The organism is Spirosoma fluminis (assembly GCF_054778895.1).
In genome coordinates this window covers 254479-272534 of record NZ_BAAGZD010000003.1, presented here as the reverse complement: position 1 = coordinate 272534, position 18056 = coordinate 254479, and the positions used below count along the sequence as shown (strand labels likewise).

Annotated in this window: 18 protein-coding genes; 5 read left to right on the top strand and 13 right to left on the bottom strand. The window is 51.4% G+C overall.

All coding sequences use genetic code 11. The features are described 5' to 3' along the window. Positions 1-65: 65 nt before the first annotated feature. Both ACYVBJ_RS03125 and ACYVBJ_RS03120 read left to right on the top strand, forming a co-directional pair. Positions 66-683: a glutathione peroxidase gene (locus ACYVBJ_RS03125; RefSeq protein WP_460974517.1), complete on the top strand. Its 618-nt coding sequence runs from the start codon at positions 66-68 to the stop codon at positions 681-683. 96 nt (positions 684-779) lie between these two features. After that, positions 780-1673, top strand: a complete 894-nt coding sequence (locus ACYVBJ_RS03120) for a 1,4-dihydroxy-2-naphthoate polyprenyltransferase (protein WP_460981264.1) — start codon at positions 780-782, stop codon at positions 1671-1673. A 66-nt stretch (positions 1674-1739) separates the two neighbouring features. Here ACYVBJ_RS03120 and ACYVBJ_RS03115 read toward each other — a convergent pair whose 3' ends face one another. From ACYVBJ_RS03115 to hemA, 8 genes are all read right to left on the bottom strand, one after another. Beyond that, positions 1740-2690 (bottom strand): hypothetical protein, encoded by a 951-nt coding sequence (locus tag ACYVBJ_RS03115; protein WP_460980843.1) that lies wholly within the window; start codon positions 2688-2690, stop codon positions 1740-1742. 12 nt (positions 2691-2702) lie between these two features. Beyond that, the gene (locus ACYVBJ_RS03110) at positions 2703-3200 is read right to left on the bottom strand and encodes an NADH-quinone oxidoreductase subunit B (RefSeq protein ID WP_460980842.1); all 498 of its coding nucleotides are present in this window, start codon (positions 3198-3200) and stop codon (positions 2703-2705) included. A 24-nt stretch (positions 3201-3224) separates the two neighbouring features. Continuing rightward, entirely contained in the window at positions 3225-3770 is a 546-nt protein-coding gene (locus ACYVBJ_RS03105; RefSeq protein ID WP_460980841.1) for a hypothetical protein, read from the bottom strand. 5 nt (positions 3771-3775) lie between these two features. After that, on the bottom strand, positions 3776-4273 hold the full coding sequence (locus ACYVBJ_RS03100) for an NADH-quinone oxidoreductase subunit A (protein ID WP_460980840.1): 498 nt from the start codon (positions 4271-4273) through the stop codon (positions 3776-3778). Between the two features lie 77 nt (positions 4274-4350). Then, positions 4351-4956, bottom strand: a complete 606-nt coding sequence (locus ACYVBJ_RS03095; protein WP_460980839.1) for an outer membrane beta-barrel protein — start codon at positions 4954-4956, stop codon at positions 4351-4353. A 70-nt stretch (positions 4957-5026) separates the two neighbouring features. Further along, complete coding sequence (locus tag ACYVBJ_RS03090; protein ID WP_460980838.1) at positions 5027-5587, bottom strand: YqgE/AlgH family protein; 561 nt, start codon at positions 5585-5587, stop codon at positions 5027-5029. Between the two features lie 145 nt (positions 5588-5732). Then, positions 5733-6323 carry a DUF4230 domain-containing protein gene (locus tag ACYVBJ_RS03085; protein ID WP_460980837.1) on the bottom strand — a complete coding sequence of 197 codons (591 nt, stop codon included), beginning with the start codon at positions 6321-6323 and terminating at the stop codon, positions 5733-5735. Between the two features lie 96 nt (positions 6324-6419). Then, a complete protein-coding gene (hemA, locus tag ACYVBJ_RS03080) occupies positions 6420-7700 on the bottom strand; it encodes a glutamyl-tRNA reductase (protein WP_460980836.1) in 1281 nt (426 codons plus the stop codon). 351 nt (positions 7701-8051) lie between these two features. On the opposite strand from hemA, the gene ACYVBJ_RS03075 reads away from it, so the two are divergent. Further along, complete coding sequence (locus ACYVBJ_RS03075; RefSeq protein WP_460980835.1) at positions 8052-9245, top strand: sensor histidine kinase; 1194 nt, start codon at positions 8052-8054, stop codon at positions 9243-9245. A 46-nt stretch (positions 9246-9291) separates the two neighbouring features. Here the strand turns inward: ACYVBJ_RS03075 and ACYVBJ_RS03070 are convergent, their stop codons facing one another. Beyond that, positions 9292-9834 (bottom strand): hypothetical protein, encoded by a 543-nt coding sequence (locus ACYVBJ_RS03070; protein ID WP_460980834.1) that lies wholly within the window; start codon positions 9832-9834, stop codon positions 9292-9294. Positions 9835-9872: 38 nt separating this feature from the next. Between ACYVBJ_RS03070 and ACYVBJ_RS03065 the strand changes: the two genes are divergently transcribed. Then, positions 9873-10955, top strand: a complete 1083-nt coding sequence (locus ACYVBJ_RS03065; protein WP_460980833.1) for a LuxE/PaaK family acyltransferase — start codon at positions 9873-9875, stop codon at positions 10953-10955. Positions 10956-11049: 94 nt separating this feature from the next. On the opposite strand, the gene ACYVBJ_RS03060 is transcribed toward ACYVBJ_RS03065, so the two are convergent. The 3 genes from ACYVBJ_RS03060 to lacZ all read right to left on the bottom strand — a co-directional run bounded on the left by ACYVBJ_RS03060 (position 11050) and on the right by lacZ (position 16371). Next, the gene (locus tag ACYVBJ_RS03060; protein ID WP_460974529.1) at positions 11050-12201 is read right to left on the bottom strand and encodes a sigma-54-dependent transcriptional regulator; all 1152 of its coding nucleotides are present in this window, start codon (positions 12199-12201) and stop codon (positions 11050-11052) included. A gap of 205 nt (positions 12202-12406) precedes the next feature. Continuing rightward, the gene (locus tag ACYVBJ_RS03055) at positions 12407-13003 is read right to left on the bottom strand and encodes a hypothetical protein (protein ID WP_460980832.1); all 597 of its coding nucleotides are present in this window, start codon (positions 13001-13003) and stop codon (positions 12407-12409) included. 149 nt (positions 13004-13152) lie between these two features. Beyond that, entirely contained in the window at positions 13153-16371 is a 3219-nt protein-coding gene (gene lacZ / locus ACYVBJ_RS03050; RefSeq protein WP_460980831.1) for a beta-galactosidase, LacZ type, read from the bottom strand. 134 nt (positions 16372-16505) lie between these two features. On the opposite strand from lacZ, the gene ACYVBJ_RS03045 reads away from it, so the two are divergent. Next, entirely contained in the window at positions 16506-17453 is a 948-nt protein-coding gene (locus ACYVBJ_RS03045; protein ID WP_460980830.1) for an alpha/beta hydrolase, read from the top strand. 42 nt (positions 17454-17495) lie between these two features. On the opposite strand, the gene ACYVBJ_RS03040 is transcribed toward ACYVBJ_RS03045, so the two are convergent. Beyond that, positions 17496-18023 carry a DUF2911 domain-containing protein gene (locus ACYVBJ_RS03040; RefSeq protein WP_460980829.1) on the bottom strand — a complete coding sequence of 176 codons (528 nt, stop codon included), beginning with the start codon at positions 18021-18023 and terminating at the stop codon, positions 17496-17498. Positions 18024-18056 lie beyond the last annotated feature (33 nt).

The following is an 18056-nucleotide window of genomic DNA, read 5'->3' as shown; positions in this document are numbered from 1 at the left end:
ATTTCGTTGATCATCCCGTTTTGCCAGTAATCCAAACAAACCCAAGTTCTTACCCCTAGTTCGCTATGAAAAATAGAATCCTACTTACACTCACCGCTCTTGGTGTGTTTATTCTTGCTTCTGGTTTTATGTTTAAAAACATTGTGAAAGGCATTTTCAGCGATAAAAGTGAAATCGCTGTAGCCCCGGCTGAAATCGACGCTCCCACCAAGTCGCTTTACGACTTCACCGTAAAAAGCATCGACGGCAAACCCGTATCGCTCAGTGGTTTCAAAGGAAAGAAAGTCGTTATCCTGAACGTAGCGTCGAAGTGTGGGTTTACGCCCCAGTACGCCGATTGGGAGAAGTTTTACAAGCAGCATGGCGACAAAATCGTCGTACTCGGCTTTCCAGCCAACAACTTCGCGAGTCAGGAGCCAGGTAGCAACGAAGAAATTGCTTCATTCTGCCAGAAAAATTACGGCGTATCGTTTCCGATGTTCGAAAAAGTAAGCGTGGCCGGTAATGATCAGTCTCCACTATATCAGTGGCTGACAACCAAGTCAATGAACGGCTGGAACGACAAAGCCCCAACCTGGAACTTCTGCAAATACGTCATCAACGAAAAAGGCGAACTAACGCACTTCTTCGCGTCGAAGATCAAACCCGACGACGAAGAATTCAAGAAGGCAGTAGGCATTTAAACAATGAGTGAAAGTGCGAAAGAGTGAAAGAGCGAACAAAAGCAGTAAGTCCTGTTCGCTCTTTCACTCTTTCGCACTTTCACACTTTCAACTATGATGAATCCCTGGGTTGCAGCTGCCCGGCCACGTACACTGCCGCTGGCTTTAGCTAGTATTATCCTTGGCAGCTTTCTGGCCTGGGCCGATCTGCAGTTTGACTGGCGGATCGCGCTGTTAGCCGCGCTGACCACTATCTTCCTTCAGATTCTTTCCAATTTTGCGAACGATTACGGTGATGCCGTGTCGGGTAAAGACACCGAGTTGCGGGTAGGTCCGCGCCGGGCCGTAGCAACGGGCGACATTACCAAGGAAGCGATGCTGCGTGGAATCATCGTTACGTCAATTCTTTCGCTAATCAGCGGTGTCTGGTTGCTGGTCGTTTCGTTTCAGAAGGCCGACGCCAGCATTTTCTGGTTCTTCTTCATCCTTGGCTTATTGTCGATTGCTGCAGCGATTGGGTATACGAACGGCAAACGTCCGTATGGCTATGCGGGCTTTGGCGATATTGCTGTTCTGATGTTCTTCGGCTGGGTTGGCGTGCTGGGTACGTACTTCCTGCATACGTTATCCTTCAGCCCGATTCTCTTATTACCTGCAACCAGTGTTGGCTTATTCGCTACCGGCGTTCTGAATATCAATAATATCCGGGATATCGAAACGGATACAATGACCGGTAAACGCTCGATTCCGTCACGGCTGGGGCTATCGTTAGCCATCCGTTACCATTGGGGGCTGCTCCTTGCCGGAATGTTTTGCGCCCTGGTGTACTCGTTTCTTACCAGTGCAAATTGGTTCAGTTACCTATACATACTGGCTTTCCCCTTATTCGTCATAAACGGTCGGGCGGTCGCTACCCACAAACGACCGGTTGAGCTAAACGCACGCTTAGGCCAACTTGCCCTGACGACACTATTGTTTGTGGTGCTGTTTGGAATCGGGCAGGTGCTGTAAGCCCCCAAACGGGAGAGGCCGGTTTCAGTGCGCATTGCGTTTGAAGGGTAAATCTAATCTTACCTGTTAGCTGGTAGCAGAAGGCGCTTCCGGGTTGTCTTCTGATTCAAGTGGATCTGGCGACTGGTTGACTCCTGAAACGTGCACCAGCGAAATCACGGGCTTGGGTAGTGTTGTATAGATGCAATAAGCTGCGCCAAGCGCCCACACCTTCAGGCCGATCCTGGCAAAAACTAACGCCTGCTGGATGAGAAACATCAGGAAAATGGTAAGCCAGCCATTCATTAGAATTGTGGCATCCAGCAACAGGTAAAGGCTAAGCAGCCCCGCGCCAATCAACAGGAAGAACCAGTATAATCCGTAGGTTTTGCGAAGATTACGTAACACGAGCCGCCCCGCCTGCCCGAATGCACGGAAGGCGTTGGGTTCGTCTTCGCGAAACATGAGCACTTTCGCATAGTCACTGATGCAAAGGACGAGTGTAGCCGTTGAAACGAACAAACCAAAGAAAGCAGCACCTATCCAGAATAGACCGCGCTCGGTCAACGTATCGCTAAGCAGAACGCCAGCCAGCGTACCAATTATAAGCCAGACACCTGCCCCGGCTACCAGAAACAGGACGGTTACACCAGCTAACCGAGCGAAGCGGCCGACGTAATGGCTACACGCCTGCCAGAAGATACCCGCATTAACCCGTCCCTGAGGTTGAGCAAAGCAAACCAAAACACCACCCGCGAAAAACAAGCTCAGGAATACGTATAGAACTCCCAGCCAGCGGCCAACGCTCAGCAAGGGATCAATCGTTTTTCCGCTTTGATGTATAAAGTCCGAATACACCGTATAATCGAATCCGTCCAGCAGATTCAGAAAGGCCAGCGAACTCTGGCCTTCGGCTTTCAGTGTGTTGTAAAACGGAATAGCTGCCAATAGGCCCAACACCAGCGTAACGCCATACATCAGCCAGAGCAGCCGAAGCGCGGTAAGGGTTTGCCGAAAAGTGCTGGATAAGACAGGCACAGCTTAGAAAAGTTATTTCGAGTTCAGCAGCGGATGTTCGGTTCTGATTTTTTCCTGAAGTTTCAGAAATCCATCGATCAATGCTTCGGGTCGTGGCGGACAGCCCGGTACGTACACATCCACGGGAATGATCCGGTCGACACCTTTGACGACATGATAGCCGTGCTGCCAGTACGGGCCGCCACAGTTCGAGCAGGAGCCCATCGAAATCACGTAACGCGGCTCCGGCATCTGCTCGTACAGCCGCCGGATGCGGTCGGCCATTTTGTAAGTTACCGTACCCGACACAATCATGATGTCGGACTGACGAGGGGAAGGGCGCGGAAAAATGCCGAATCGATCAAGATCATAATTAGCCGCGAACGCCTGCATCATTTCGATGGCGCAGCAGGCCAGACCGAAACTCATAGGCCACAGCGACTTCTCCCGCGACCAGTTCAGTAGTTCTTCCGAGTGCAGCAGAATGATACTTGCTTCGCCGGTTTTATTGGATGGGTCAGATAAATTCATGCCGTTAATTTACAAAACATCGCATTAGGGTTGAGCGCGGTTCAGGACATCGATTTGATACGAGTACGTAAACGGTTCGAGCTGTCGGCGCAGGTTTTCGCGGGCTTCCTCACGATCTCTGCCGCGTGGCCGAATTACTTTCCGGGAGATTGGCCCAATGTGGTAGCCTAACAAGCCACCGGCAGCTGCACCGCCAATCATTGCTAGACCAAGGTTAAGGCCGTAGACCGCCGGACTACGAAATCCATTTTTCTTTGACGATTGAATGACCGTGTAGCCCAGCACCAGCGCACCAATAACGCTCCCGTGAATGGCACTTTTTTTTCGGTTGTTCCGGCGCAGAACCACCTTCCGGATGTTAGCCAGCGGAACCTCGCTATCTTCATACCGAAACCCGTTACTTGTCTCGTTACTTAGGCTGATCGCTGTCTGCGAGACGTCATCCAGGATGCCGATGAACCGATCTCCTTCCAGCGTAACGATCTTGATTTTATACGACTCCGGTTTAGACGTTTGGGCATACGCAGCCGGTACGCATAACAGCAGAAAAGCCAGCGCGTAATATCTCATAAAGGCTAACTGGTTTGCGGAGGCTCAGTACCCACTGCAGAGCGGTATTTGGCGTTTACCTGGTCATACAAGGCTTTTGGTACTTTCGTGTTCATAGTGGGCACCTTCGGGTCTGGTTTCACCCAGTCCAGATACCCTTTAGCCCATACATAGGCCAGGCCTAATCCGAGTATACCCACAAACAGTACGGCTTCAGCCAGCGCAAACCAGCCCCAGGCCCCATTCGTAGCTTCAATCAGTCGTGACTGACCAAACACCGTAGCCCAGGGGAACAGAAACACCAGCTCTACGTCGAACAGCACGAACACCAGCGCCACTACGTAGAACCGAATGTTGAACTGCACATTCGCGTTGCCGATGGGTTCTTCTCCCGACTCATACGTACTGTTTTTCTCGACGTTTGGCCGGTCGGGGCGCAAGAGCCGAGCAATAAACAAGACAATGCCGATAAAGGCAAAGGCAGCCACAATGAACAGTAAAATGATGCCGAAATCAGAGAGCATAAGTTAGGTGGCCACAAGCGTCAGGAACGAACACGGAGTTTATAAAGAGCGGTATACGCCTACCGGCTTATTGGAGCTTACTTCTTTTTCTTTTTATAAAAGTTGTAAACAACCGCAACCTGGAACGCCCGGTTTTTATACGTAGCCAGCGGTTCGGGCGATACGTCGGTGTAGCCCTGTACGTACCGGACGTGCAAACTAAGCTTATCGAGCAGATCAAGGAAATCGTAATGAGCACCAACCACCAGGCCGACATCGTTTTTGGCACCGGGGCCGTTCGTCTGACCAGCGTTCAGGGCATAGCTGAACTCCGGGCCAACCTGCAACGTAATGCCTTCGGTCGGAATGAAGCCAAACAGGACGGGTACGCTGGCGTAGTAATAGCTGTTACCCGTTGTCTGACGGCCACCCACGCGCTCGATCTGGAAGTTCGCGCCCTTTATAGAAAGCAGAACCTCGGGTTGGATCACAAACCGCTGAAGCCGGTACCGATACATAACCCCCAGGTGAGGTTGCAACGTCTGCTTGGGAATATTTGGGCTAATGCCGGAAATCTGTACCTGCGTTAGCGACGCACCGGCCTTAAAACCGAAGTGGCCACCAACGGGGTTATTACTTTGCGCCCAGGCGAAAAAGGGCGAGAAGACCAGAAACGCAAAAAAGAGTAATCGATTCGTATGCATACGGGAACTGTTGGAAGAGAATAGACCCTTCGATAACGCATTATCAGCCCGCAAAATTGGTTAAAAAAAGTTAATTCAGCCGTGGGTCAACCGGATAATGGGCAATGGATTTATATTCTCCCCCCATCCGCTTTAAAACACCCCGCCAGAATTCGCTGGTGGGCGTGTTAAACAGAAAGTTAGCATCGGTCCGGCTGACGATCCAGGCCTTTTGCCCAAGTTCTTCGTCGAGCTGTCCTTCGCTCCAGCCCGAATACCCGATAAAGAACCGAATATCCTTGTCGGCCAGGGTACCTAAATTGACGGCCTGCTTGACCTGATCAAAGTCGCCACTCCAGAATAAACCGTCGTTTATCCGGATCGAGTTGTCGATCAGATCGGGGCGTCGGTGAATAAAATGCAGCGTGTTCTGCTGCACCGGTCCCCCTACAAACAAGGGCAGTTCGGCCTGAACTTCGTCGATAACATCGCTCAGGTGAATATCAGTCAGTTGGTTAAGCACCAGACCGAACGTACCGGCCGCGCTATGCTCACAAACCAGCACCACACTGCGTTCAAAGTTCGTGTCGCCCATGAAAGGCTCGGCAATCAGCAAATCTCCGTTTGTAACGGTTGGCGTATTGGTGTTCATGGGACATCGGACGTTGACAGGTTCGTATTGTGAAAACGACTTTTCGAAAGCTATGTTACTCAAAAACTATTGAATTGACCTCGTAAGAGAGGAAACAACCAGTATACGGAACGGCTGTTGCTCCGGATTGCTCCAGTAGCTCTGTTTACTGGTTGAACGTAACGCGCACTTTTTTGTTTGAAACCCGTTCCAGCAAAGGCCGCAGGAGCTGATCGGCATTATGGCGTGCCTGTTCCAGAACACCTCCGTTTAGAGCCGACTGATGAATCTGGGTTTCCGCCTGGCGATACGCATCACTGACCAATTGGGATTCGTCTAAAAAAGAGAATTTAGTATCGTACACCCGGGAGCGATCGTGGTTGATTTTCCAACTGCACAACTCGGGCTGCGGGAGCTTAACAATAACTGAATCTGCGGTTGTAACGATACTGGCGGGTGCCAGTTGGGTCAGGTCAATGCAGCCTGTGGCTTCGCCTTCTACAATAAGCACGGCATTGGCGTTGGGCAGCAACGTGTTGACCTGTTCATGCTCAACAATGTCTTTGAAGGTGTACTTCACCAATTCGAGCTTACCCAGTGCGGTTACTTCTTTCAGGACAATGCTTTTCGTGCTGTCATTACGTCGGAAGCGGCTCAGAACAGAAGCTGTACGTACCTGCTCCCATACCGCAATGAGACCCGCGATCAGTACAGCGATAAGAAACAGGCGAAGAAGGGCATTGATAAGCTTAGGCATAGCAAGGGTGGGTTAATGCGGAAACTCAACCGTATAACAACGAAAAGCTCCCAAATCGTTGCCAATCCGGGAGCTTTGCATCAAGTCTATCTGCTGTTAAACGCGTTTAGGTTCGTCAGCGGTTTGTTTCTCTAAATCAAATAAGTCGTTCAGGACATCAATCAGCGTCTCGGCTTCACCGCGTTTGCAGGCCGCCTTCAGCTGCAAAACCGGAAGCTTAATAATCTTCTGCATAATACCCCGCGTAATCTTGTCTACTTTCTCGGATTCATCGGCTGTCAGATGCTTCAGGTGACGGGCAATCTCATCGCGACGAATTTGCTCCAGGGCATTCTTCAGTTTGTTGATCGTCGGTGATACCACCATTTCCTTCGACCAGTCGCCGAACTCGGCTACCGATTGGTCGATAATGACTTCAACCTGCGGAATAGCCGCTAACCGCTGATTCAATGCTTCGTCGGCACGGTTCCGGATGTGGTCAATATTGTAAACCAGTACACCCGGAATCTGCTCAACCGCAGCATCGACGCTACGTGGCACCGACAGGTCAATAAAGTATTTATAGGTCAGTACGTTGATGTCCTGAAGTAAGCTCGGCGTTATAAGCGGCTCATCGCGCATGACCGACGAAATAATGACATCGGCCCGTTGGATTTCGTCGGTTAGGTTTGCAAAATCCGCTACCCGGAATCCGTACTGTTCGGCCAGTGCTTCGGATTTCGCCTGCGTGCGATTGCAAAGCGTGATGTTCTGACCATCGCGATCAGCCAGATTCTTGCATACATCGGCTCCAATCTCACCTAAGCCGATAACCAGTATATTGGGGTGCTGATTGGCTCCAACCAGTTCGTCAATCAGTTCAACGGACGCGTACGAAACCGAAGCGGCTCCGTCCCGAAAGGCGGTTTCCTGAGCAACCCGCTTGTTGGTGAAGAAAATCGTGTGCATCAGCCGATGCAGGAACGGCCCAGCCATTTCCAGATCCGCCGACCATTGGTAGGACTGCTTTACCTGATTCGGTATCTGCATATCGCCTACTACCTGCGAATGCAACCCAACGCATACTTCAAACAAATGCCGAACGGCCTCCTCATGCGCTCCGAAAAACTGAAAATAAGGCAGGTAATTATCGGTATCCAGAAGCCCTTTCTCGATAAGTAACAGGCGGGCAATATCAGCGCTAATGTCTTGTTCAAAAGCGTAATATACCTCCGTGCGGTTGCAGGTCGAGATAACGAGTAAGTCCGTCAGCCCGAAGAAATCCCGCAGCCGGAGCATCAGGCGCTTCGCTTCGTCTTCGTTAAGTGCAATTAGTTCACGTACCCGGAGCGGGGCCGTTTTGTGCGATAAACTAATTGATTTAAATGTATCTAGCATTGGTCCGAATCACACTAATTGGCTAATGGCCTTCGCAAATTTACAGCACAATCGCCGTAGATGAAAATGCACTGTATAAACGGAATGGTTATTTAGAAACTATATAAATAACTGGAAAATTTCTTACTTCAATCCAATTTACAGATAGAACACAAGTGCCTTGTCAGAGGTTCTTTTTTGTACAATTAGCCTTATTTTTTCGTTAACTACCCATATACAGAACCTGATTCACAACCGAATAAAAGAAGGGAATTTTTGAACGGACACCGCATTCTCAGGTTCACACTAAACCGTCTTTCAATCAGTCGTTACGTTCGTAAATCCTGATGTTGCTGATCAGAGCCCCGCGCCATGCTGAAGTCATTTGACATTTATAGTCAGAACAACATTCTGAAAATTATTGTAGCCCTGAATCTACTGCTGGTGGGTACGGGTTCGTTGCTGTACACAAATCGTCTGATTAACAAGCTGGAAAATCGTGAGTACCAGTATGTGCAGTTATACACGAAGGCGATTGCCTATGCCAGTGATACCAGCCACACGAATGCCGGGGACATGAACTTTGTGACCAGCGAAATTCTGGAAGCTAACAAGACGATTCCCGCCATTTACGTCGACCCCAATGGGTATATATCCATGCCGCTTAATGTAAATACGCCTAATCATCTGTCTATCAAAGAAAAGCAGGACTTCTGGCGGCAGAAGATCGTGGAAATGAAGAAGAAACATCCACCGGTTGTGGTGGAACTGGGTAACGGCGAACGGGGCCTTGTTTATTACAGCAACTCGAATCTGTTACGTCAGCTAACGTATTTTCCGTATGTCTTACTGTCAATTCTAACGGCCCTGGGTGTGCTGGCTTATCTGGCCTTTAGTTCATCCCGACGGGCCGAGCAGAATCGCGTTTGGGTCGGCTTAGCTAAAGAAACGGCTCACCAGTTGGGCACGCCTATGTCGTCGCTGATGGCATGGGTTGAGTACATGCGCTCTGATCCGGCGCAGTACGATCAGTCGATAACCGACGAGATTGAAAAGGACGTACGGCGTTTGGAGACCATTACGGCGCGTTTCTCGAGCATAGGCTCCATTCCTACGTTGAAAGAAGAGAACCTGAACGAGGTCGTTCAGCAGTTTACTGACTATTTGTCCCGGCGAATTTCCACCAAGGTGAAAATGACGCTTAATAGCCAGTTGCCTCCTAATCAATTGGTTAAAATCAATAAGCTGCTGTTTGAATGGGTGATTGAAAATATCTGTAAAAACGCCGTTGATGCCATGAAAGGAACGGGCGAGCTACGGCTGAATATGGTGCCCTTGCCGCATCAGGAGGTGGCCATTGACATTACGGATACCGGAAAAGGAATCTCGAAGAAGAACCTGCAAAAGGTATTTTCGCCGGGGTTCAGCACTAAAAAAAGGGGTTGGGGACTGGGCTTAACGCTGGCTAAACGTATCGTCGAGGAGTACCATGATGGGCGACTCTACGTCAAGCATTCCGAAGTCGGCAAAGGAACCACCTTCCGGATTGTGCTGAACAGCGACTAAAAAAAGCCTGGCCGATCAGACCAGGCTTTCTCTCAGAAGTTAGCAGTTACCGCGGGAAGGGCAGGCTAACTGTATCCGATTCGACCACGTTGCTCGTGTTCAAATCGCGGTCACGAATCCGGATCTGGAACTTGACCGGGTAGAGCTGATACGACGAACCGTACTGGAAGCTCTGGTTGAAATCAAGCGTGCCTTCAATGGCACCTTTGGGCTTTCCTTTGGTCAGATCAGGAAAAATAAGGGTTTGCAATTCGGGCGAGACGAACTCCACAAACTGCCGGTTGATAAGCCGGAACGTTTTAATCTCGTAGTTACCCCAGCCTCCGTTCTGTTTGTACTTGATGGAGTCTTCCCGGGCGAGGGGAATGCTGTTGCCCAGGTTACCATCGCCATCTTTAAACCCTACGGTAAGCACAACAGAGTCGCGTTTGCCACGGCCGACGCCCCGCTGTGCTTCAAGCGTGTATTTGAACAAACTTTTAAAGCTGATCTCGGGGGTATTTGAATAATTAGGCTCGTTAAAGCAGGCCGACATGGTCAGGGCTACGCCTAATGTAAAGAGATACGGTTGAATTAGTTGCCGTCGCATACTGTTGTACTCGTTGTGCAATAATCGCTTTTGTTACTTTGTCTGTTTCATTATCACTCTCCAACGAAGCGGCTGCTATTCGGCAGGCGCTCCGTCAACAAATTCTGAGCGTCGAGGCCAGTAGCTTTGCGTCACTGGCTTTAGCGGTATTTCGGTATCAGGCGACGTATAACCCCGTTTATCGCGATTACGTCCGGTACCTGGGCGTTCAGCCAGAACAGGTTACAGACTTGCGTCGGGTGCCATTTATGCCAATCGGCTTCTTCAAAAGGCACACCATATTAACGGGATTTACGGCCAACGACGCAGCAGCCAATACACTGACGTTTGCCAGCAGTGGTACTACCGGTGAGCAGACCAGCCGCCATCTTGTGCCCGATCCGCTTCTTTACGACGCCGTAAGTACCCGAATCTTTGAGCAAACCTACGGCTCTTTGCGCAACTTCCACATTCTGGCGTTGCTGCCGTCGTATCTTGAACGAAATAACTCGTCGCTGGTGTATATGGTTCAGCGATTTATAGCCCGGTCGGACTCGAATTTATCGGGATTTTTTCTGAATAATTTCGATGAACTGACCGATCGCCTGGAGCAGTTGACCAAACCGACTCAACAGGCGAAAGAGCCCGGAAAACAGATTCTGCTGATCGGCGTTACGTTTGGTTTGCTGGATTGGGCTGAATCGGCCCGGCGTTTGTCGTTCCTGGCCGATCTGCCAAACCTGATTGTTATGGAAACCGGCGGCATGAAAGGGCGACGTAAAGAACTGCTACGGGAGGAAGTACACGAACTCCTGATGCGTCAGTTAGGCATTAAAGCAGTTCATTCCGAGTACGGTATGACCGAATTGCTTTCGCAGGCGTACTCCATGGGTGAAGGTGTGTTTCAGCCGAGTCCGACGTTACGTATTCTTCTGCGCGACATCAACGACCCATTCCTGCTGTATCCGGATGACTACCCGCGTACGGGCGGCATTAACGTAATAGACCTGGCTAATCTGGATTCGTGCGCATTCATTGAAACCCAGGATTTGGGTCAGTACGTGGGTACCGACGGCCAATTCCGGGTAATTGGCCGATTCGACAATTCTGATGTCAGAGGCTGCAATCTGATGGTACTGTGAAAAAGAGAAGCGAGGAGTTAGTAGCGATACGTGAGAATAAATCATTGGCGTCAGCCTTCTCTCTTCTCGCTACTAACTCCCCGCTCCTTACCAGCTATGCGTACGATTTTACGTCCTCGAACGAGATTTCATCACCACACATGATAACCAGCCGCTCGATGACGTTGCGAAGTTCCCGTACGTTACCCGTCCAGGGTAACGATTGCAGGTAGTTCATGGCATCGGGCGTAAGCTCCTTCGCGGTAGAACCGTATTCGGTGGCGATGTCCTGCAAAAACTTATCGGCCAACAAAGTAATGTCGGACCGGCGTTCGGCGAGGGGCGGTACGTGAATCATGATCACGCTCAGGCGGTGGAATAAGTCTTCACGGAAGTTACCGTTGATGATTTCCTGCCGAAGGTCTTTATTCGTCGCGGCAATTACCCGTACGTTCACTTTAATCTCTTTGTCGCCCCCGACGCGGGTAATTTTGTTCTCCTGCAAGGCACGTAACACTTTTGCCTGCGCCGACAGGCTCATATCGCCGATCTCATCCAGGAACAACGTACCACCGTCGGCCTGTTCGAATTTACCTACCCGCTTGGCGGCTGCTCCGGTAAATGCGCCTTTCTCGTGGCCAAATAGCTCACTCTCAATCAACTCGCTCGGAATGGCCGCGCAGTTAACTTCGACCAGGGGCATGGTGGCGCGGCTGCCTTTTTCGTGAATCTGTTTCGCCACCATCTCTTTCCCTGAACCGTTGGGGCCGGTGATCAGCACGCGGGCTTCCGTAGCTGCTACGCGGTTGATGGTGTCTTTTACCTTGCGGATGGGTTCGGATTCACCGACGATTTCATTGAGTTTATAGATGCGCTTTTTGAGCGTTTTGGTTTCCTGAACCAGTTTCGCTTTTTCGATCGCATTTCGAACCGTGATGAGCAGGCGGTTGAGATCTGGTGGTTTGGTAATGAAATCGAAGGCACCCCGTTTTGTGGCTTCAACCGCATTTTCGACGTTACCAAAGGCCGAAATCATGACAAACTGGGTGGTTTTGCTGGCTTCGTTCGCCTTCTGCAACAACTCCAGTCCGTTCAGTTTCGGCATCTTGATGTCGCAGAGGGCTACGTCATACCCCGTGCGCATAATCATCTCAAGACCCTCTTCGCCGTCTTTCGCTTCGTCCACATCGTAGCCTTCATACTCCAAGATATCGCGTAGAGCCGCACGAATGGGTTTTTCGTCGTCCACGATAATCAGTTTGGCCATACAGCAGGTAGGGTAGGTTTGAACATTGGGTTAGTATAAGGCCGAAAATAGGGGTTTTCTAGCTGCATCCGCAAGCCGCTACCCTTTTATTTGATAGAATATCTTACGGCTCCTGATCGATCCGTTACTGTAATTATGGTACTAACAAGGTTACATAATCGCGTTACATGGTCATTGCCAACGCATTTCGGAAAGGTCGAATTGCTTAATTGATCACCAGCGTTACGTCGTCGAAATACGCCGTTCCCGTGGTTCCGGGCAGATAGGATAAAATGACGGCCATATAATCGGTGTTGCCCGTGTAGTTGTCCAGCACAATACTGTACTCTTTAAAATCACTAGTGCCCGAAATCGGAGTTTTGCCGTCCGTACTGATAAAGAGCACTGCATTGCCCCGCCCGTCAATGATTTTGTCTCCGCGGAGCGTAACGGTTACGCCTTTCCCTTTGACATCCGCCGTTTTTACCTTGGCTTTCAGGGTAACCTTAGCGCCCACGGGAATGGGGGCTGATGAAAAGCTTTGGTAGACAAAGCAGTTGGCCAAGGTGTCTTTGATCGTTGCACAGGTAAGCTTGATTGAGTGCGTACCTGAAGCCGCAGCTTCCGTAGAGTGGGCAAATTTGTAATCGTTTGGATTAGGCGTTTTGCTATTGTGGACGACAAAATTCCAGTCTGTTCCGGGCACTTGCTCCATGTCGCTGTTCTTAATCAGCGGTTTGTTTGCCAGCGTGTCTTTCTGGCTGTAGCCATCTACGGAACAAAGCAGCGATAACGCGAATAATAGTAATAAGGGGCCTTTCATGAGTTTAAATAATCCTGGGCGATGGTATCAGATTGTAAATATGGTTATTGAGAAAGACTTCTGCTACTTGTTTTCGTTGATATGTGTAAAAGGAACGTTTACATACGCACTACGTATCCCTACTACGTCTCTCTGACGCGTAGGCGCAGTTATCGGGGCAGGGAAAGGCCGATCACGCCCGCGATATTCGTTCGGGCATCAACCGGACGGAGCCGAAAGGAATAGCGGTACGGTTTTGTAGCTGGTAACTGATATTCGGCGTGCACTCTGGGTGTCCAGCTATCATCACCCCCCAGGCCCATCTGAGCCATGTCGACGTTAACCACCGTTACGGTACCGCCCTCCAGCTCCTGCGTATCGGGTTGCCTAACGCGTAGCAGGGCTTCGTCCGTGTAATCCCGGGCGTTCAGGTTCAGCAACGAGCCGTCCGTCGACTGGTCGCTCATGATGAGCAGGCCGACGCCACTCGCATCGGTCAGTTCGGCCCAGCGCACGTCCGTTTTATTGCCATTCTCCTGCGCCATCGTATACGGAAAATACTGGTCGGCAATCTGGCCTTCGTACAGCCCTACCTTAGCGGCATCTTTCCGGTCGGCATAACTCTCGAAGGGCCCCCGGCCGTACCATTTCAGGGTTTTTACGGTCGCCGGCATCTGGAACTGCATACCCACTCTGGCCAGCGGAGGCAGTGTACCCGACGGGGTATAGGTGGTCGAAACCTGTACATCGCCGGTGCCATATACGATGTAGTCAGTTTGCTGCTGGATGCGGCCACCATCACCGACTAGTTCGTTCAGACACGTAATGCGGACCAGGTGGGGGCTGGGCTCGACTTTCAGGTCGATTGGTCTGGCTTTGACGGTATCCAACCCGGCCCGACGCCAGCGGGCTGCGAACGACCGGTTACCCCCGCCTTCATCGTTATCGGTCGGTACGCGCCAGATACTAGGCTGTAGACCTTTGGCCAGAAGGTTCTTGCCCCGAACAATCCATTGGCTCAGGGAGCCGGTCGCTTTGTCGAAGACAAGGGCAAAGTCCTTACCGCGTACCGTTACGTTGGTTGACGATGTGGTGGCCTTCACGACCGGAATGCGGTTCATGCCCATAACAGGCAACGTAGGCGACGTAACACGCACTGGAAACTGACCTGACGCCACTTCATGGGCCGCCGGAGCCCATGAAGTGGCCTGTTTCAGCCGGATGCTGACGGTAAGATAATATTCGCTATTGGGCTCGATAACCTCTGGAAATTTCACCGGCAGGGTCACGACCTGCGTCTGTCCGGGTTTAGCGACCAGGTTGTTTTCGCCACCCTGCTGCACCACCTCGCCGTTGCGGACTAAACTCCACTCCATCCGGAACGGCTCCAGCGTCTGAAAGTCGTAAGTATTCCGAACGTTCAGCTTAACGGGGGTGCCCGCGGAGAGGGCGGTCGGGGTCGTTAGTTTTACATACTGATAGACCAGTTTGACCTCGTTTATCTCCGGTTGTGGCGTTCGGTCGGGGTTGACCAGCCCATCGCCCGCATTGGCCCCATCGATGTAATTGATATGAGCGGTATACTCTTTACCGGCTTTGTTACGTAGTCGTAGGCCCTGATCGACCCAATCCCAGATGAAGCCGCCCTGTAAACGCGGATATTTATCAATGGCCACCCAGTAGTCTTTCAGATTGCCGACGCTGTTGCCCATGGCGTGGGCGTATTCACAGACAATGACCGGACGACTGGGGTCTTTCTCCATGAGCTTAATCATATCGTCGACTGATGGGTACATAGTCGAGATAATATCGAAACTGCTCAACGACGTACCAGTATAGGGGCGACGGCCTTCGTAATGGATCGGCCGCGTTGGGTCAATGAGCCGCATAATATCGGCCATGTCCCGGAAGTTTTGCCCCATATCGGTTTCGTTGCCGAGCGACCAGATAACAATAGACGGGTGATTCTTATCCCGTTCGACCATGGCCCGGCCGCGGGCAACGAAGGCATCGCGCCATTCGGGTTTAGTGGCCGGTGTCTGGCCTTTATTCCAGAGCTCATGGCTTTCAATATTCGCTTCGTCGATGACGTACAACCCATATTCATCGCAGAGGTCATACCAGTCTGTTACGTTCGGATAATGCGACGTGCGTACGGCGTTGATATTATGTTGCTTCATCAGTTTGATGTCCTGAATCATGGACTCCCGACTGATAACGCGCCCCGTGTTCGGGTCGAACTCGTGCCGGTTGACGCCTTTGTACGTAACAGGTCGGCCATTTACCAGCAGTTGCCCCTCCGTAATGACCATTTCGCGGAAGCCAACCCGCTGAGCCACCGCTTCGCTTACCTGGCCATCCGCACCAATCAACTGAGCCGTTACCGAATACAGCGCGGGCGACTCGGCGCTCCAGAGGGCTGGCGATTTGACGTCTTTCCGTAGCCGCAAAATGGCTTCCTGACCGGCATCCGTCGCGCTTGCGGACGTAACGACTTCCGAAAAAACGATCGTCTTTTTGGGATCGTACAGCGTAATTTTGAGCGTATAGGGCGCTTGCTGACCCGACGGAGCCAGGTTCCGGACGTTCGCTGTGATTTTGAGCGTGGCGTTCCGGTACTGGTCGTCTAAGTCGGTTACTACGTAGAAGTCACGGAGGTAGGTTTTGGGCGTAGCGTAGAGAAAAACGTCGCGGAAAATGCCGGAGATACGCCAGAAATCCTGGTCTTCGAGGTAGCTGCCATCCGACCAGTTAATAACCTCGACGGCGAGCAGGTTTCCGTTCGGTTTCAGTTTATCGGTAATGCGAAATTCGGCGGGTGTCATGCCGTCTTCGTGGTAGCCGACAAACTCACCGTTCAGGAATACCCGGCACGTGGACTGAACGCCCGCGAAGTGCAGAAATACCTCTCGGTCCTGAAAATTACCCGGAACCGTAAAGGCCAGCCGGTACAGGCCAACGGCGTTTGTATCGGACGTAATACGCGGGGGCGTAGCCGGAAACGGATGCTTGATGTTTGTAAAGATCGGGCGATCGTAGGGTCTGCCTTCGCGGGCACCGACTACCTGCCAGTTGGACGGTACAGGCAAATCGTCCCAGGTTTTATCGTTCAGCGTCGGCAGGTAAAAGTCGGCTGGTACCTGGCTGGGGTGCTTTGCCCACCGAAATTTCCAGATGCCGTTCAGCAGTTTCACATAAGGCGACGTGCGCCAGTCGGGGGCGGATAGGGCCTGCTGTTCGGTCGGGAAAGGAACTAAGGTGGCGTGCGGTTTTTCGGTATTCCGGCTAATGATCTGCGGGTCTTCCCAATCGGGTAGAGTTTGCTGCGCTTCAGCTTGTTGCACCAGAAATCCAATCAGAAACAACGAGACAAGCAGGCGGGTAGGCATGAAGGAACGGGTTAGTTACGTTATCTACTTGAACACACGCTGCGTTAGCCAACGAACGAGCCGAATGTGGTCAGGGCAGTTCTGAACAACTGCGCTTAAATTTCGCCTAAAGTTAACTGCCATCCCCTAATCTCATGGTTGTACGTACTGTACTTTTCTGTATATTGTTGATAATCTGTGCTATAGTAGCCCCCGCTCAGTCCCGTCGGCGGGCGCAGCTGACAGCTCCACAAACTTCCGGCCCCGTTCCCGTTGTGGCGGCTCCGCAGGCGCGTTTACTGGAGAGTATGGTGCTCAATAGTTCGCTGCTGAACCGGGCCGTTAAATATTCAATTTTTCTGCCCCCTGATTATTACACCTCCAACCGACGTTACCCGGTGGTTTATTTGCTGCACGGCTACGGCGATGACGAAACGGGCTGGGTACAGTTTGGCGAGGCCGACCGTATCACCGATGAGAAAATTAAATCGGGAGAGCTGCCGCCCATGATCATCGTCATGCCGAACGCCGGAGCATCCTGGTACATCAACGATTACCAGAATAAAGTCCGGTACGAAGATATGTTTGTGCAGGAACTGATTCCCCACATTGATTCGATGTTTCGAACGCGCACCCAACGCGAGTATCGGGCTGTGGCGGGCCTGTCGATGGGTGGGTCTGGATCGTTAACCCTGGCCATGCATCATCCCGAACTGTTCAGTGCCTGTGCGGCTCTCAGCGCCGGTATTCGCACCGACGAAAGCTTTAAAGAAATACCCGATGAGCGCTATAACACCGTTTTCGCACCCGTATTCAGCGGCCCAGCTAAAGGCGAAGACCGATTAACCCTGACCTGGAAACGAAATAGCCCCATTACGTTGGCCAGATCCGCGCCCGAAGGTGATCTGATGAAGGTACGCTGGTGGATTGATTGTGGCGACGACGACGCTCTGACGGTAGGGAACGCTATGTTGCATCTGGCTTTGTTGAACCGGAAAATTCCGCACGAATACCGCGTTCGGGATGGCGGCCATACGTGGTCGTACTGGCGAACGGGCCTGCCCGATGCCCTGAAATTCATAGCGACGAGCTTTCATCGGTAATGAAGGCTCGTCACTAGAATTAACCCGTATCGAGAACAGATGTTACCGCTTCTGTATGGGCACAATCGCTTCGGTCTCATCCCAGGCAAGCATCATATCAGTACCGTTTGAAGCGGGCACGAAGGTGATGTAAAACTGTTCGGCCGGGGGGCTGTGCTTACGCGCTACAATAGGGACGCGCAATACGTCCTTTGTTTGGTCATAATTCGTACCCCACTGCCCGGTTTCGCGATTAAAAATGGCAATCCAGCCTTGTTCCGACGGAATGGTCCAGAGCGAATACTCGCCTTTGTCTAAGGGCTGACCAGCTACCGCTACGTTCTGGTTAAATTCGATCACCGTAGCCTCGTTGGCCCCGGTCCGCCATACCTGGCCGTAGGGCACCAGGCCACCGAAAATCTTACGATCTTTCTTGTAAGGCTGGCTGTAGTCGACCTTTACATGGAAGCCGTCTTGGTCGATCTCCGCAATGGATTCAGGACTGTTGGACTTGGTTAGGCTGCGCAGCACGAAAAAGGCAATAAGCAGTACAGCCGCAATGCTGCCAATGATGATAAAAATACGTTTCATGGTAGTTCGAATGGTTTGGAACCGATGGCCTGT

Coding starts and splice junctions, on each gene's coding strand:
- hemA (WP_460980836.1), bottom strand. CDS start 7,700: ATGCTAGATACATTTAAATCAATTAGTTTATCGCACAAAACGGCCCCG.
- ACYVBJ_RS03060 (WP_460974529.1), bottom strand. CDS start 12,201: ATGGCCAAACTGATTATCGTGGACGACGAAAAACCCATTCGTGCGGCT.
- ACYVBJ_RS03105 (WP_460980841.1), bottom strand. CDS start 3,770: ATGAGATATTACGCGCTGGCTTTTCTGCTGTTATGCGTACCGGCTGCG.
- ACYVBJ_RS03085 (WP_460980837.1), bottom strand. CDS start 6,323: ATGCCTAAGCTTATCAATGCCCTTCTTCGCCTGTTTCTTATCGCTGTA.
- ACYVBJ_RS03110 (WP_460980842.1), bottom strand. CDS start 3,200: ATGAATTTATCTGACCCATCCAATAAAACCGGCGAAGCAAGTATCATT.
- ACYVBJ_RS03120 (WP_460981264.1), top strand. CDS start 780: ATGAATCCCTGGGTTGCAGCTGCCCGGCCACGTACACTGCCGCTGGCT.
- ACYVBJ_RS03095 (WP_460980839.1), bottom strand. CDS start 4,956: ATGCATACGAATCGATTACTCTTTTTTGCGTTTCTGGTCTTCTCGCCC.
- ACYVBJ_RS03040 (WP_460980829.1), bottom strand. CDS start 18,023: ATGAAACGTATTTTTATCATCATTGGCAGCATTGCGGCTGTACTGCTT.
- lacZ (WP_460980831.1), bottom strand. CDS start 16,371: ATGCCTACCCGCCTGCTTGTCTCGTTGTTTCTGATTGGATTTCTGGTG.
- ACYVBJ_RS03100 (WP_460980840.1), bottom strand. CDS start 4,273: ATGCTCTCTGATTTCGGCATCATTTTACTGTTCATTGTGGCTGCCTTT.
- ACYVBJ_RS03125 (WP_460974517.1), top strand. CDS start 66: ATGAAAAATAGAATCCTACTTACACTCACCGCTCTTGGTGTGTTTATT.
- ACYVBJ_RS03075 (WP_460980835.1), top strand. CDS start 8,052: ATGCTGAAGTCATTTGACATTTATAGTCAGAACAACATTCTGAAAATT.
- ACYVBJ_RS03070 (WP_460980834.1), bottom strand. CDS start 9,834: ATGCGACGGCAACTAATTCAACCGTATCTCTTTACATTAGGCGTAGCC.
- ACYVBJ_RS03055 (WP_460980832.1), bottom strand. CDS start 13,003: ATGAAAGGCCCCTTATTACTATTATTCGCGTTATCGCTGCTTTGTTCC.
- ACYVBJ_RS03090 (WP_460980838.1), bottom strand. CDS start 5,587: ATGAACACCAATACGCCAACCGTTACAAACGGAGATTTGCTGATTGCC.
- ACYVBJ_RS03045 (WP_460980830.1), top strand. CDS start 16,506: ATGGTTGTACGTACTGTACTTTTCTGTATATTGTTGATAATCTGTGCT.